Here is a 14360-nt window from a genome sequence, read left to right on the forward strand (position 1 = left end):
GGTTGTCCACACCGAGCACCGCGCTCGTCACGTTCCCGTGTCGGCCACCGACACGCCTGACAGCACCAACTCAGCTCAACTTGGTCGAGGCGAATTCGACACAGGCCCCAAGGCCTCGGCGAGGCCGGCGAGAGTGGGATTCTTGAAGACCAGGGCCGGCGGAACCCGGCGCCCGAGTCGTTCGCCGAGCCGGCTCGCGACCGTGGCGATGGTCAACGAGCTGCCGCCGACGTCGAAGAAGCCGTCCTCCGGCCCGAAGTCGTCGCCGAGCCCCAGGCACTCCCGCCACACTTCGGCGACGAGGAGCTGGATTTTGGTTGCGGGCCGGCGGGTGGCCGGGGGAAGGGCGGCCACCGAGCGCGGGGCGGGCAATGCCTCCCGGTCGACCTTGCCGTTCGGGGTCAAGGGGATCTCGCCGATCACGGTGTAACTCTGCGGCAGCATGTAAGGCGGTAGTTTCGCCGCCACATGAGCGCGCAGTTCCGCCGCTTCCGGAGCGGGCCGGTCAGTGTGCTCGGGGATCACGTAGGCCGCCAGATGATCCGCGCCGGAACCGGTGCCGGCCATGGCGACGACGCATTCGGCCACGGCGGGGTGACTCTGCAGCGCGGACTCGATCTCGCCGAGCTCGATGCGGAAGCCGCGCACCTTGACCTGGTGGTCGTTGCGACCGAGGAAGACCAGGTTGCCATCGGGTAGCAGCCGAACCACGTCGCCCGTGGCATACATCCGGGCGTCGGGCTCCGCGGCGTACGGGTCGGGCAGGTATGCCGCCGCTGTGCGGGCCGGCCGGCCGAGGTAGCCACGGCCGACCGCGCTGCCGCCGACGTACAGCAGGCCGCGACAGCCAGGGGCCACCGGGCGTAACCGCGGGTCCAGGACGTAGAGGAGCGCGTTGTCGGTCGCCCGGCCGAACGGGACGCTCGGGAGATGACTGTGCCGATCGAGCAGCTCTTCCGTGATCGGACAGAATGCCGAGGTGATGGTAGCTTCGGTGGGCCCGTACTCGTTGTAGACCTGGCATCCCGGCGCGGTGGCGGACAGGACGCGGCGGGCCACGTCGTGTGGCACGGCTTCGGCACCAGTGAACAGCAGACGTACGGAAGCGAGTCGCGCGGCCGGATCCGTACCGGACTCCAGCAAGACCCGCATTTGCGAGGGCGTTGCGTTGAGCGTCGTGATGCCGCGCTCGGCGACCTGCCGCAGGAACTCCTCGGGGTCGTAGGCCGCGGTGGGGCTCGCGAAGTGCAGTTCGGCGCCGGACACCAGGCACTGGAAGATCTCCCAGACCGAGTTGTCGAACGCTGTCGAGTGGTTGAGCAGGGCCCGGTCCCGCCCGGTCAGTTGGCACAACCGCTGGTTCCACTCCAAGAACCCCGTGATGTTGGCGTGGGTGATCATGACACCCTTGGGATTGCCGGTGGAGCCCGATGTGTAGATCACGTAGGCGAGGTGGTGAGGTTGTGCCTCTTCGAGCGGCCCGGGATCTTTGCCAGGCTCCTGATCCACCTCCACGAGGCACACGTCGTCGCTGAACAGAGCCGATGTGGGGTGCCCCGGATCGGCGACGACCAGGCGGACGCCCGAGTCGGCCAGCAGGTACCGCAGCCGGTCCGTCGGATAGCTTGGGTCGAGCGGCACGTAGGCGCCTCCCGCCCTCAGCACGCCCAGCAGGGCGACCACCAGCTCGACCGAGCGCTCGAGGCAAACAGCGACCAGGCTTTCGGGGCGGACCCCCTCGGCTCGCAGTTTCCGCGCCAAGGCCGAACTCCGTGCATCGGCCTCCGCGAAGGTCAGCGACCGACCGTCGCCAACGACGCAGATCGCGTCCGGCGTGCTCCGCACCTGATGGTCCCACAGGCGGACCAGGGTGCTGGGCCCTGGCACGGGTTCTGCCCGGTTGCCGGTGGTGAGAGCGCGCAGCTCGTCGGCCGTGACGATCTCCAGCTCGGACAGCGGGGCGGCGACGTCGGACACCATCTGCTCGATGACCCGCAGGAAGTGCCGGCCGAGTCCGCGGACGAAGGCAGCGTCGAACAGGTCGGTGGCGTACTCGACGGAGATGCTGAGGTCACCGGTCCCGGCAGCGTGGTCCGTCACGTCGATGGCGAGGTCGAAGCGGGCGGTGCCGAGCCGTCCCTCCAGCTCCTTGCGGTCGTACAGCTCGGTGAGGTGACCGGCCACCGGCTCCTCGTGCAGAGCGAACAGCACCTGGAACAACGGGTTGCGGCTCAGGTCGCGTTCCGGGCTCAACTCAGCCACCAGCTTCTCGAAAGGCAGCTCTTGGTGCGCGTATGCCTGCCGCGCAACCTCGCGGACCCGGCCCAGCAGCTCGCGCCAGGTCGGATCGCCGGAGAAGTCGGTGCGCAGGACGACGGTGTTCACGAAGTAGCCGACCACATCGTCCAGCTCGGGACGCGGCCGGCCGCCAATCAGCGTGCCGACGGCGACGTCGGTCTCGTCGGCGTAGCGACCGAGCAGCACCTGCAACGGAGCCAGCAGGCCCATGAACAACGTGATGCCTTCGGCACGGCACAGCCGCCTGAGCCGGCGAGTCAAGTCGATCGGGACACGCAGTAGTTCGCGGCGGCCACGATGGCTCGCGGCGGGCGGCCGGGGACGGCTGGTCGGCAGCTCCAGGACAGGCATCCCCGACAACCGGGCGCGCCAGTGACCTGACAGCCGCTCCAACTCGGCACCGGTGAGCCGCTCACGCTGCCAAGCCGCGTAGTCGGCGTACGTCACAGGCAGCGGCGCCGGGATGGGGCGGTGGCCGTCGGCGAGGCCCGCGTAGTACTCGCCAAGCTCCCGGACCATGAGGTCGATCGACGCGCCGTCGCAGGCCAGGTGATGCATCGTCAGCAAGACCACGTCACGGCTCGGAGCACACAGCACGTCCGCGCGCAGCAGCGGTGGGCGGTCGAGCGCGAACGGGGCACGGACAAGCCGGGTGATCAGCGCGTCCAGCTCCTCCTCTGCCACCTCGATGCGGCGCAGCGGCACCGAGGCCGGCTCGCGCGGTTCGGGACGGCCCCGGCCGTCGTCGGAGACGAAAGCCGTGCGCAGCGCGGGGTGCCGTCGCACCAGAGCGGACAGGCATTCCTGCAGCAGCGCCGGATCAACACGCCCGCCGGGTACGCCCAAGGCCACCGGCAGGTGGTACGCGGGTACCGAGTCGTTCAGCTGCTCGAAGAACCAGATCCGCTCCTGGCCGAAGGACAGTTCGGCAGTCGTTGCCGCGGGGATCGGCCGGTCGGCCGAGGGGGCCGCGCCGTCCAGCGACGCGGCGAGCGCGGCCGGGGTCGGATGAGCGAAGACCGACTGGGTGTCGACCGGCACGCCGAGCTGCGCGCGCAGCCGGGCCACGACCCGGACCGCGGTGAGCGACTGGCCGCCCAGTCCGAAGAAGTCGTCATACGGCGCTACGTCGTCAAGCCCGAGGACTTCGGCCCACACGCGGCACACGGCCGCGGTGCGCGACGGCAGCGGCTCATCGCCGGGCGCCGGCCCGCTCGCTCGGACCGGGCCGTGCGGGATTCGCCGGGCGGCTTCCCGGTCGGCCTTGCCCGCCGGGGTGCGAGGCAAGGCCTCGAGCACGGCGTAGCCCTGGGCCACCATGTGCGCGGGAAGTCGCCGGGCCAGGTGCTCACGGACCTGGCGCGGCAGGTCCGCTGCCGCATTCCGTGCGCCGGGGGCGGGCACGAGGTACGCCACCAGCTGGTCGCCCCCGGCTGCCTCGTGGTCGACGACCACCACCGCGTCCGCGACGAAGGGGTGGCTGCGCGCAGCGGCCTCGATCTCGCCGAGCTCGATGCGGACGCCGCGTACCTTGACCTGGTCGTCGTTGCGTCCCAGCAGTTCCAGGGTGCCGTCGGCGGACCACCGGGCGAGGTCTCCGGTCCGGTACAGGCGTCCCGGAGTATCCCCGAACGGGTCGGGTACGAACCGGTCCGCGGTCAGTGCGGGCCGGTTGAGGTATCCGCGTGCCACGCCTGGGCCGCCGATCCACAGCTCGCCGACGAATCCTGGACCGGCTTCTCGCCCATTCTCGTCCACGACGTGCAGGCGGGTGTTGGACAGGGCCGTGCCGACCGTGACGCGGTCGGCGACGGCGATGCGGGCGGCGGTAGCCCACACCGTCGCCTCAGTCGGCCCGTACAGGTTCCACAGGGTGCCGCCGGTCGCGAGCAGGTCGCCGGCCAGCCGCGAGTCGAGCGGCTCACCACCCGAGAGCAGCACTCGGCCGTGCCCGTCGGTCCAGCCGGACGCCAGCAGCATCCGCCAGCTGGTGGGAGTCGCCTGCACGACGCTCACCCCCGCCTCGGCGATGGTGGCGGCCAGCAGCTCCGGGTCGGTGTTGGCGGCGCGCGGGGCCATCACCACCGTCGTCCCTCGGGTCAGCGGCAGGAACAGCTCCAGAATCGAGATGTCGAACGACAGCGGGGTCAGCGCGAGGACCCGGTCGCCCGGCTCCAGGCCCGGGCGCTCGGCCGCACTCCGCAGGAACGAGGCGACCGCCGCGTGGTCGACGGCGACGCCCTTGGGTACGCCCGTCGAACCGGAGGTGTAGATGACGTAGGCCAGGTGGGACGGGTGTACTGCCTGCCCGACGGGAACCGACGGTTCCGCGGGGAAGTCCTCGGCGGACAGGACTTCGGCCACGCCGGACGCCAGAGCCTGCGTGCGCCGGTGCGCGTCGCACAGCGTCAGCCCGGTCCCCGAGTCGGAAGTCATGTACCGCAGCCGGTCGGCTGGGTAGCCGGGGTCGAGGGGCAGGTACGCGGCGCCCGATTTCAGGATGCCGAGCAAGGCCACGACCAGCTCCACCGAGCGATCGAGGCAAACCCCGACCAGGTCCTCCGGCCCCACGCCACGGATCCGCAGCTCGGCGGCGAGTGCCGTGGCCCGGCGGTCCACTTCGGCATAGGTGGCGTGGCGACCTCCTGCGACGACGGCGACCGCGTCGGGTGCTGCGGCTGCCTGCTGTTCCCACAGCGCGACGAGGGTGGTCGGCGTCATGGACGATCCTTTCTCAGCCTTGTGCGGACAACGCGCGGACGATCGTCTCGGCGAGCTCTCGTTCCGCGCCGCGCACATACAGATGGGGCGCACCCGGGAACAGGTGCACCGAGAAGTCGCTCGAGGTGTGCCGGCGCCAGCCGACGAGCTCCGGCTCGCCGACGCTGTCGTCGGCCGAGCCGGCCAGAACCGTCACAGCGCACGGCAACGGGGCCTCAACGCGGTACGGGTAGGTCTCGCACAATGTCAGGTCCGCGCGCAGCAGCGGCAGCAGCAGCTCTTTCAGCTCGGCGTCCACGCCGTCGAATTCGGCGGTGGCGAGCAGCTCGTCATCCGGCAGCGTGTGCCGCGAATCGCGGTCCGGCAGGTCGGGGGCGCGCATGCCCGACAGGAAGAGACGCTCCGGCAGGCGTGTGCCCAGCGCACGCAGCCGCCGGGCCGTCTCGAAGGCGATCAGGGAACCCATGCTGTGTCCGAAAAAGGCGTACGGCAGGTCCGTGTGGTCCGCGACGAGCGGCGCGAGCGCGGCCACGGCCTCGTCCATGGACGTCAGGGCTGATTCGGCGAACCGGCTCTCCCTTCCGGGCAGCTGGACCGTGCAGACTTCGACGGTGTCCGGCAGGTGGGGCGCGAGCCGGTAGGCGGACGCACCGGCCCCGGCGTGCGGGAAGACGAAAAGGCGCCGCCGCGCGGTGCGTTCACGGCTACCGAGCCCGCGCAGCCAGGCGGCCGCGGGGCCGGCGGCCGTCATCGTGACGTCCGTACAGACCGCGGGGTCAAGTCGGTCCACACCTGTTCGATGTGGTCCAGGCACTCCTGGCGGGTCCCCCGGGCGCCGGTGGCGGTCCAGCCGGCGGGCAGAGCGCGGTCGGCGAACCAAACGGAGTACTGCTCCTCGTGGTTCACCACGACGACGTACCGGTCTTCGACGGGTGATGAGCTCATCTGCGTCAGGCCTCCGCCCCGATGAAGAAATCGCCTTCGCGACGGCCGCGGCCCGCGGCGACGATCCGGTCGTGCACCCACTTGCCGACGGCGAGGTCGAGTACGCCCAGCCCGAACGGCGAGAAGATCGCCGGGCGTCCGGGGTCCCGGCACAACCGCTCGCGCAACAGGTCGCCGAGAGTGCCGTCGACGAAGTCCCGGTTGCCGGTGCGCTGTTCGGTCAGGTGCAGCGAGGTGCGCTCACGTACGGCGTGGTCCACGTCGTCGGTGAAGTTCTGCGCGGCGAGTATCACCTCGGGTGCGAGGTCGCGCAGGGAGAGGTGCAGGACCACCGGGTTGTGCGCCAGCAGCCGGGGGTCGTGGAGGTGCGGCTCACCGGCCACGGTGGTCAGCAGCACGAGATCGCAGCCGGTGAACGCGTCCTCCACCCGGTCGGCGAGCACGATCTCGGCCTCGGTGTGCCCGGCGATCATGGCGCCGAAGCGGCTCGCCACCGCCGGTTCGAGGTCGAAGAGCCGGAACCCGCCGATCTCCCAGCCGAGATCGCGCAGGAACCGCCACACGTGCCGGGCGATCAGGCCGGTGCCCACGATGCCGACCTGCCGGGCCCGGCGCCCACCGAGCAGCGTTTGCGCGCCGAGAACCGCGGACGCCGCGGTCCGGGTCGCCGAGACGATCGAGGATTCCATGCAGGCGAACGGGTAGCCGGTGACGCAGTCGTTGAGGATCAGGGTGGCCGAGGCACGGGGGAGACCGTGCCGCGTGTTGTCCGGGAAGCTGGCGATCCACTTGTTGCCGGCGACCTCGAACTCGCCGCCGAGGTAAGCGGGCAGGGAGATGATGCGCGACCGGTCCTGGTGCGGGAAGCGCAGGAACGAACTGTGCGGGTTCGAGCTCTGCCCGGCATCGTGCGCGAGGTAGGCGGCACGGACGACCTCGATCAGCTCCGGGCGGTGATGGTCGGTCTCGGCGGCGATGTCGCCCGCGGCGATCACCGTCATGAGCGGTGGGGCCAAGGTGGACATGGGTTGGCTCTCCTTCAGTTGACGGCCAGTACTTCGACGCCGGCGGTCTGTGCTGCTTCGGCGCGCAACTGCTGAACCCAGGTGGGGTCGTAGACCGTCCCGGCGTAGGCTTGGCCGCGATCGGCGGCGAGGAACGCGACCCGCGGGCGGTGGACGCCGGGACGGCTGCGGGCGAAGTAGTCCTGGACGGCGGAATAGGCACTGCCCGTCGAACCGCCCGCGTACAAGCCGTACTTGGCGGCCATCGCGGCGCAGGCCTCGACGGTGTGCACTTCGGAGACGATCTGGACCTCGTCGATCAGCGCCTGGTCGCACAGCGGTGGCTTGATGCTGGACCCGATGCCGGGGATCCGGCGCTTCTTCGGCGGGCCGCCGAAGATCACCGAGCCTTCGGTGTCGACGGCGACCACCACACAGTCCGGGTAGGCCCCCTTGATCCGGCGGGAGAGCCCGGCGATCGTTCCACCCGTGCCCACGCCGACGAACAGGTAGTCCAGCGGACCGGCCTGCGCGATCAATTCGGCAGCCGTGAAACGGTAATGCGCGTCACTGGCATCCGAATTGGCGTACTGGTTCGGCCAATAGGCAACTTCCAGTTCGGCCAGCAGATCTTGCACACGCGACAACCGCGTCTTCAGATAGCCACCGGCCGCGTCAGCCGCGGCGACCTTTTCCACGCGTCCGCACAAGAGCCGAAGCTGGGCCTCGGTGGACTCGTTGCAGTTCGGATCGATGACCGGGATGAACCGGATCCCGAGCATTCGGCAGTAGTAGGCCATGGCTAGCGCGAAGTTTCCGGACGAGGACTCGACCACCGTCGTTTCGCGGGTTATTTCCCCGCGGCCGATCGCCTGTTCCAGAATCCACATCGCCGATCGGTCCTTGCTGCTTCCGCTCGGATTGCAGAATTCCAGCTTGACGAAGATTTCGCATTTCTCGTCCGCCAAGGCGATCAGTGGGGTTTCCGTCAGGCCCGAGCGGATCTGCCTTGCCCGTTCGACCAGGAATTGCTCAGCACGCTCATGGAGCATAGAACGAGTTTGACACGGAATGGGCCGAGGCGACTCAACCGGGACTCAAGTACGCATTGCCACCGGCGTCACCTTCGACGCCGACGCCACCGGACGCGCCTCGGCGCAGGGAGCCGGCGAAGACAAACCGGCTGCCTGCTCCGAAGTACACGGCCTCGATCCAGGCCAGGGCAGCGCTCGCGGTGGCCTTCGCGGACGGTTCTTCGGCCGCGTTGGCGCTGATTGCGCGCGACTGCGCGATGACGTTTGAGACCGAACCGCGGCTCGGCATGCTTCCGTGCCAAGCGAAACGCGCGCCGCCGGTGGTTGCTCTCGCTGCCGGCCCGGTCGGAATCAGGTCCAGCTCACGACCGTCTCAGAATCGGTGAACCCCATGATGAAGGACACCGTGGTGCGGTTGCCGGAATTGGCGCCCACCGCGTGGACGAACGCACCGTTGAAGGCGTAGACGTCACCCTCTCGAATGTCCACACGCAACTCCTCGAACTCCGCCAGGTCTTCGGCCCGGTAAGGCAGCCCGGTCAGCTCGATGTCGAGCGCGCGCCGGGTCGCGTCGTCGGGACGGATGTTCCAGATCACCAGCCGCCCGCCGGCGGTGTGTTCGGTGCACATGTTCACCGCGCAGATCTGGTGATCCAGAACCCGCTGGATTTCGAAACCGCGCTGCCGCGGGTCCTTGCACTGCGCTTCGTCCTCGTGCGGGTCGAGCGAGAAATCGCCTTCCTTGTCCCACGCGCGGATCAGCGCGGCGCACGCCGGGCGGCCGTTCATCTCCGCCACCCGCAGCGACGCGCCCTCCTTGCCGAGAACCTCGCCGACGCCCTCACGGAACAAGTGCCATGGCGAATCGGGGGCGTCGATCACGTCGCGGACGTGCTCGGCGACCGCGGCCGACTCGTCGAGGTAGGTGCCGGCGTCCTTGTTCCAGTGGTAGGCGCCGACGTAGTGCGATGGCTCGCCCTCCCGGTGCTGTCGTGCCGGGCTGGCCCAGAACCGCTCGGTCAGATCCTTGCGCGCCGCCGCCGGGATGACATCCCTGAAGATCACCCCCAGCCTGCGTCCGTGAAGAACGTCCAACACGAGCTCGTAGTCGAGTTCGTCGCGCTCCTCGAACCGGAAGAATCCCGGATCGGCTTGCTGTCCGCTCAGTCGTGCCTTGCTCTGCTGCATCTTTTCTCTCCTTCTCGCACGCGTACACCGCTGCTCTCACAAAGCAGGGCTGGAAAGGCAGTGCTTACTGGCCGAAGTGGGCGCGAAGCTCCGTGCACGACACGATCCGCCGGTCTGCTGCGGCCTGGCGCCGGCTCACCCCTGGTCCTCGTACTCGACGTACAGTGTGCTGGCGAGGTGTTCGCGGTACGCCTCGGCTTCGGCGTCGGACCCGTGGCGGGAAATCACGATCACCGGGTATCCCGCAAAGTCCGGGTAGGGCGGCAGCAGCGTGCCAGGGCCCGCGTTCTGCACCACGTACTCCACCCGTGGGTCGGCCCGCACCGAGTCCAGTCCGTGCACTCGCTTGACTCGCCCGCCGCTTCCGACCGGTACCTGGTAGGCCGCCACGTGACCGGCCGGGACCGGCTTCTCACTCCAGTACAGCGGTTGCCTGCCGAGGTGAATGCGCAGCGCGTCGGCGGCCAGGTCGATCCCGCTTCCGACGTGCGCGAAGTGCGCCATGTATCCCCCGCCACCGATGCGCGCGCCCATCTCCAGCAGCACCGGGCGCACGCCGCCGACCAGCCGCAGTTCGGTGTGCGTGGTGCCTTCTGTGACATCGAAGGCGTGGTGCGCGGCGATCACCTCCGCCTCGGTCGCGGCGAGTACTTCGGCGGGCAGCTGGGCAGGAGCTCGCAAGGTGGTCTCCTGGAAGTATGGCCCCGTCAGCTCGCCCTTCCAGCTGATGGCGCAGACCCGGACCTCCCCCCGATGGACAAGGGATTCGGCGGAAATCTCCGGCCCGTCCAGGTACTCTTCGACCACTACGCCGACCTGCGCGGCCAATCCGTCGTTTGCACCCCGGCGCGCATCGACAAGCGCCCAGGTGCCGGCCACGGCCTCTTCGAGACCGTCCTTGTCGTCCACTCGGACCACACCGAAGCTGGAGTGACCGCTGACCGGCTTCACCACCACGGGGAACCGCAGGCTGAGCGCGTCGGCCCACCTGTCCGGGGCCTCCACGACCACGAAGCCGGGTGTGCCAAGACCAGCCTCCAGCAGGTGACGGCGCATGCTTCGCTTGTCGCGCACCAGCGCCGCCGTTTTCTCGGTGAGCCCGACGAGGCCCAGTTCCCGGGCAGCGCGCGCCACGAACGGCACCGCCTGCTCGTTGGCCGCCATGATCCCGCCGAACGGCTCCTGCCGGTAGCGTCCAGCGAGCTGGGACAGCGCGCCTTCCGGATCACCTTCTATGTCCAGCGGCAGCAGTTCGACCACGGCAGGGGCGCGCCCTGCGGACTCCTTCGTGTCGTCCCCCCTGGGAACGAGGATCAAGTCGATACCGGCCCGCTCGGCGGCCTCGAACAGCCAGGGCAGCGTCGACAGCTGACCGACGAGGACGAGTTTCGGGCGCTGGGACATAACGGTTTCTCCAAGAATCGGCGATGCGGGCAAGTCCGGGAAAGGTGGTGCCATCAGGCCGAGCGCCGGATCGGCACGCCGCTCGGCGGCGTCGCGAACGGGCGTACGCCAGGCTCCCATTCATAAGCGAACCGGCTGTCCGCATCGGGGAGCCGCGCGCGCACCAGGTAGCGCTCTCCCAGCTCCTCCAGCAGGTCCTCGGCGTCCTGGTCGCTGATCCGCAGGGACGCCGCGACCGACGCCGGCGTGACCTGATCGGGAACTCCGCGGCCGAGCAGCTCGTACGCCAGGGCCAGCGATTCGGCGGGCAGTGTCGCGAGCGTCCGCTCGAATGCGGCGCGTACGCCCAACGGGTCGCCGTCCGCGCCCTCCGCGGCGAGTAGCCAAGCCGCGGCTTGCTGGGCCGTCCAGTGTGGACGCCGGCGCAACTGCGCCGCGACGGCCAGGAGCGCGCCCGGCAGCCCCCGGCACAAGCGAACCAGCCGGCGCAGTCCTTCCTGGTCCGTCGCGATGCGGTGCCCGGGCAGGCAAGACGCCAGCAGTTGCAGGCAGTCGGGAAAGGGCAGTCCGGCCAGTTCGAGGTGGAACGCCGACGAGGACACGAACAGCCGCCGGCGGCTGCCGATCACCACCCCGCAGCCCGTGCCCGATGGCAGTAGCGGCGTCAGGTCACCCTCGTCGCACACATCGTCGAGTACTACCAGGACGCGGAGATCGGCAGTCCAGCTGCGGAACAACAGACTCAGATCGGCCGAGCCCAGCCGCAGCTGCTCCCCTGTCGCACCCAACCCGCGCAGGAACGAACGAAGGATCTCGGAGGACCGCACCCGCCGGCCCGCGTCGTCTCGCAGACGCGCGTAAAGCTGCCCATCCGGATACCAACCGCTCACCTGGTGCGCGGCGTGCAGGCACAGCTCGGTCTTCCCGGTGCTCGGGGCGCCCTCCACGATCACGACCGGCCGGCCGGTTCGCTCCCGGCCGGTCAACGCCGCAGTGAGGCGCGTCAGCTGGCCGGCGCGTCCGGTCAGACGCTCGCGCGGGGCAGGCGGATGGCAGGGCACGCGGATCGCAGCGGGCCCGGCCGTTTTCCGCTCGCCGGGACGCAGCAGTGCCTCATCCGAGGTGAGCACGGCCTTGTGCAGGGCCTGAAGCCGGGCCGAGGGGTCGAGACCCAGCTCCGCGGCGATCCGCTCGTGAGCCCGGCGGTAGACTTCCAGCGCTTCCGCCCGCCGGTCGATGCGATAAAGCGCGATCATCAAGTTGCCCTGGGCCCGCTCGTCTGTCGGTTCCCGCCGGGCCATGGAGGTGAGTTCGCCGAGCACCTCGTGGTGCCGGCCGAGGTGCAGGTCCGATTCGATCCGCAAGTGGTGTGCGCTGGTACGCAACCCCTGCAGTCTGGCCGCCTCAGCCGCCAACCTGGGTCCTTTGCGCACGTCCACCAGTACGTCGTCCCGCCAGAGCCGCAGGGCCGCAGCAGCCGTGTCACGGGCTCGGGCGAAATCCTCGTCACGGAACTCCGCTCCGGCACGGGCGAGCAGCGGCTCGAACCGGAAGACGTCAACGTGGTCCGCGGGCAGCGACAGCTGATAGCCACCGTCGACCGTGGCCAGCAGCACTTCGTCGGCCCGCACCGCGCCGGCGCTCCTCGGATTGCCGAGGGAAAACCGCTTCCGGAGCTGGTACACATACGTCTGCACCGCGGTGTGCGCACTGGCGGTCGGATCGTCGTTCCACAGCTCGTCCATGAGTTGCTCGAGGGACACCACCCGGCCCGCGTTGAGCACGAGCATCGCCAAGGTCTGGCGTACTTTCTGGGCGGCAGGCGCCAGGTTGGCGCGGTGGTCGTCCCGGTGGGCCTCGAGCGGCCCGAGAAGGTTGATTCGCATGCAATTCGCCTTGCCTCGTGTTCGTCCGGTTCCGTTCGACCGGCCGGCGACGCGCCGCGCGGCCGCCTGGACCGGGCGGTGAGAACGCGCCCGGCACAGACGGGTCCGGAATTTCTCACCCCGTTTTCGCCGCGGCCAGGTGCGGGTGATGCCGGGCGACGTTTTCGGGGAACGAGCGGATCACGCCTTTCATGACGTTGTCGCCGTAGAGGGCGAACAACGGGTTGCCGGCAACATCGGTGACTCCACCGGCACTCTCGACGTAGGGGCCGGGCAGTGGCGGCATCGTGGCATCCAGGCGAGGGTTGTAGAAGAAGGGAATGGAGTAGCGGTTGACGCCCGTGCCGGGCCGGACCACCCGATGGAGCGTGGCGCGCACGTACCCCCTTGTCGCTACCTCCAGCAGCTCTCCCAGGTTGACCACGAACGCCCCCGGAATCACCGGCACGTCGATGAACCGGTCGTCCTCGACCGCGACTTGAAGGCCACCATTGCTGTCCTGGACGAGCAGGGTGAGCAGTCCGAGATCGTTGTGGGCACCGGTTCCCTGCCCGGAGCCGTCGTCCTCGCCGGTCTGCGTGGGACCCGGGTAGTGCAGGAGTTTGAGGTGGATCTGCGGGTCCGGATCGACCACACCGTCCAGGAAGTCCGCCGGTGCCTCGAGCGCCTCGAGCATGAGCCGTAGCAAGCGGTGCGAAAGATCGGTCAGCCGGGCGATCCAGGACTCGATGGCCGGACGCAGTTCAGGCATCGCCGAAGGCCACTTGTTCGGCCCGACCAGGCACTGATAGGCGGGATCGCCGGGCTCGAAACTCCGCGCGGGCTGCTCCGGCCCGATGTCGAGCTGCCGGCGCTGGTCCGGAACACCCTTGGTGTGTTCGCGGCCGAGTTCGGAGTAGCCGCGGAACAGTGGCGAGTCGAGGATGTTCAGCGCGAGCCGATCGCCCTCCGGCAGGGCGAAGAAGCGGCGGCTCAGCTCGAGCATGTCTTCGCTGTCCTCGACACCGTGGCCGACGAGCTGGAAGAAGCCGATCTCATGGATGGCCGCGCGCAGCCGGTGCAGGAACTCCGCCTTGGATCCTGCCGAACCGGCGGCGTCGCGAAGGTCGAGCACGGGGAAGTCTTCGGTCACAACAGCTCCTTCGATGCACTGGTCTGGTAGGCCGTAGGGTCGGTCACACCGGCACCTTGGAACGCTTCCTGCCGATCCCAGCAGGATGCGCACTCTCCGCAGTGCAGCGGGCCGCCGCGCATGCAGGTCCAGGTCTCGGTCCAGGGAACGCCGAGCCGCTCGCCGAGCGATACCACGTCACTCTTGCGCAGCCCAGCCAGTGGCGCGGTCAACGTCAGCTCGGGGTGCGCGTACCCGTGGGTCGCGACCTTCTCCATGGCAAGGAAAGCCTCGAGAAAGGCGACGTTGCTGTCGGGTGCGGCTTGCGGGTCGTCGATCACCCCGATGGCCACCGCGGTCGCCTCCTCGGCGACAGCGACCGCGAAGGCGACAGAAAGGAGAACGGCATTGCGGTTGGGTACGACGTTCGGGCTCTGCCCGGGTGATTCCGGCTTACGATTCGGCACCTCGACCGTCAGGTCGGTGAGTGAGGAGCCGTGCATGAGCATGCCGACCGAGCGCAGATCGACGATGTCGTGCGGCACCCCGAGCGTTCTCGCCGCCCTCGCGGCGAACTTGTGTTCCACCAGGTTGCGTTGCCCGTAGTCCACGGACAACAACCGAAGTGCGTGTCCTTGGGCTCGGAGGTGGTGCGCCATGGTGACCGAGTCCAGGCCACCGGAAACAATTGCGACGGTTTTGCGCATGTTCTGCCTTTCGGCGCATAGAAGTCGACGGGTCGGCCGGTGGGGCCAAAGCAGCCTTGCGG

At 69.3% G+C, this 14360-nt stretch carries 11 protein-coding genes; all 11 read right to left on the reverse strand.

The window, feature by feature from the left end; translation table 11 throughout:
- Positions 1 to 75: 75 nt before the first annotated feature.
- The 11 genes from BJY18_RS09340 to BJY18_RS09390 all read right to left on the reverse strand — a co-directional run bounded on the left by BJY18_RS09340 (position 76) and on the right by BJY18_RS09390 (position 14298).
- Positions 76 to 5019, reverse strand: coding sequence for a non-ribosomal peptide synthetase (locus BJY18_RS09340; RefSeq protein WP_184779449.1), 4944 nt, complete (start codon positions 5017 to 5019; stop codon positions 76 to 78).
- Positions 5020 to 5032: 13 nt separating this feature from the next.
- Positions 5033 to 5770 carry a thioesterase II family protein gene (locus tag BJY18_RS09345; protein WP_184779451.1) on the reverse strand — a complete coding sequence of 246 codons (738 nt, stop codon included), beginning with the start codon at positions 5768 to 5770 and terminating at the stop codon, positions 5033 to 5035.
- A complete protein-coding gene (locus BJY18_RS09350) occupies positions 5767 to 5964 on the reverse strand; it encodes an MbtH family protein (protein WP_184779453.1) in 198 nt (65 codons plus the stop codon). The genes BJY18_RS09345 and BJY18_RS09350 overlap by 4 nt, the downstream gene beginning before the upstream one ends.
- A 5-nt stretch (positions 5965 to 5969) precedes the next feature.
- A complete protein-coding gene (gene sbnB / locus BJY18_RS09355; protein ID WP_184779455.1) occupies positions 5970 to 6989 on the reverse strand; it encodes a 2,3-diaminopropionate biosynthesis protein SbnB in 1020 nt (339 codons plus the stop codon).
- Between the two features lie 14 nt (positions 6990 to 7003).
- Positions 7004 to 8020, reverse strand: coding sequence for a 2,3-diaminopropionate biosynthesis protein SbnA (gene sbnA, locus BJY18_RS09360; protein WP_184779457.1), 1017 nt, complete (start codon positions 8018 to 8020; stop codon positions 7004 to 7006).
- Between the two features lie 34 nt (positions 8021 to 8054).
- The gene (locus BJY18_RS09365) at positions 8055 to 8291 is read right to left on the reverse strand and encodes a hypothetical protein (protein ID WP_184779459.1); all 237 of its coding nucleotides are present in this window, start codon (positions 8289 to 8291) and stop codon (positions 8055 to 8057) included.
- Between the two features lie 62 nt (positions 8292 to 8353).
- On the reverse strand, positions 8354 to 9190 hold the full coding sequence (locus tag BJY18_RS09370) for a 2OG-Fe(II)-dependent halogenase WelO5 family protein (protein WP_184779461.1): 837 nt from the start codon (positions 9188 to 9190) through the stop codon (positions 8354 to 8356).
- A gap of 135 nt (positions 9191 to 9325) precedes the next feature.
- A complete protein-coding gene (locus BJY18_RS09375) occupies positions 9326 to 10594 on the reverse strand; it encodes an ATP-grasp domain-containing protein (protein ID WP_184779463.1) in 1269 nt (422 codons plus the stop codon).
- A 53-nt stretch (positions 10595 to 10647) separates the two neighbouring features.
- Positions 10648 to 12480 (reverse strand): AfsR/SARP family transcriptional regulator, encoded by a 1833-nt coding sequence (locus tag BJY18_RS09380; RefSeq protein WP_184779465.1) that lies wholly within the window; start codon positions 12478 to 12480, stop codon positions 10648 to 10650.
- A 115-nt stretch (positions 12481 to 12595) separates the two neighbouring features.
- Positions 12596 to 13612 (reverse strand): isopenicillin N synthase family dioxygenase, encoded by a 1017-nt coding sequence (locus tag BJY18_RS09385; protein ID WP_184779467.1) that lies wholly within the window; start codon positions 13610 to 13612, stop codon positions 12596 to 12598.
- Positions 13609 to 14298, reverse strand: a complete 690-nt coding sequence (locus BJY18_RS09390; protein WP_184779469.1) for a 7-cyano-7-deazaguanine synthase — start codon at positions 14296 to 14298, stop codon at positions 13609 to 13611. The genes BJY18_RS09385 and BJY18_RS09390 overlap by 4 nt, the downstream gene beginning before the upstream one ends.
- Between the last annotated feature and the right edge of the window lie 62 nt (positions 14299 to 14360).

This window comes from Amycolatopsis jiangsuensis, assembly GCF_014204865.1.
Classification (GTDB): domain Bacteria; phylum Actinomycetota; class Actinomycetes; order Mycobacteriales; family Pseudonocardiaceae; genus Amycolatopsis; species Amycolatopsis jiangsuensis.

What these genes read in the sequence shown, in the direction of transcription:
- BJY18_RS09340 (WP_184779449.1), bottom strand. Translation starts at nt 5,019, where the DNA reads ATGACGCCGACCACCCTCGTCGCGCTGTGGGAACAGCAGGCAGCCGCA.
- BJY18_RS09345 (WP_184779451.1), bottom strand. Translation starts at nt 5,770, where the DNA reads ATGACGGCCGCCGGCCCCGCGGCCGCCTGGCTGCGCGGGCTCGGTAGC.
- BJY18_RS09350 (WP_184779453.1), bottom strand. Translation starts at nt 5,964, where the DNA reads ATGAGCTCATCACCCGTCGAAGACCGGTACGTCGTCGTGGTGAACCAC.
- sbnB (WP_184779455.1), bottom strand. Translation starts at nt 6,989, where the DNA reads ATGTCCACCTTGGCCCCACCGCTCATGACGGTGATCGCCGCGGGCGAC.
- sbnA (WP_184779457.1), bottom strand. Translation starts at nt 8,020, where the DNA reads ATGCTCCATGAGCGTGCTGAGCAATTCCTGGTCGAACGGGCAAGGCAG.
- BJY18_RS09365 (WP_184779459.1), bottom strand. Translation starts at nt 8,291, where the DNA reads ATGCCGAGCCGCGGTTCGGTCTCAAACGTCATCGCGCAGTCGCGCGCA.
- BJY18_RS09370 (WP_184779461.1), bottom strand. Translation starts at nt 9,190, where the DNA reads ATGCAGCAGAGCAAGGCACGACTGAGCGGACAGCAAGCCGATCCGGGA.
- BJY18_RS09375 (WP_184779463.1), bottom strand. Translation starts at nt 10,594, where the DNA reads ATGTCCCAGCGCCCGAAACTCGTCCTCGTCGGTCAGCTGTCGACGCTG.
- BJY18_RS09380 (WP_184779465.1), bottom strand. Translation starts at nt 12,480, where the DNA reads ATGCGAATCAACCTTCTCGGGCCGCTCGAGGCCCACCGGGACGACCAC.
- BJY18_RS09390 (WP_184779469.1), bottom strand. Translation starts at nt 14,298, where the DNA reads ATGCGCAAAACCGTCGCAATTGTTTCCGGTGGCCTGGACTCGGTCACC.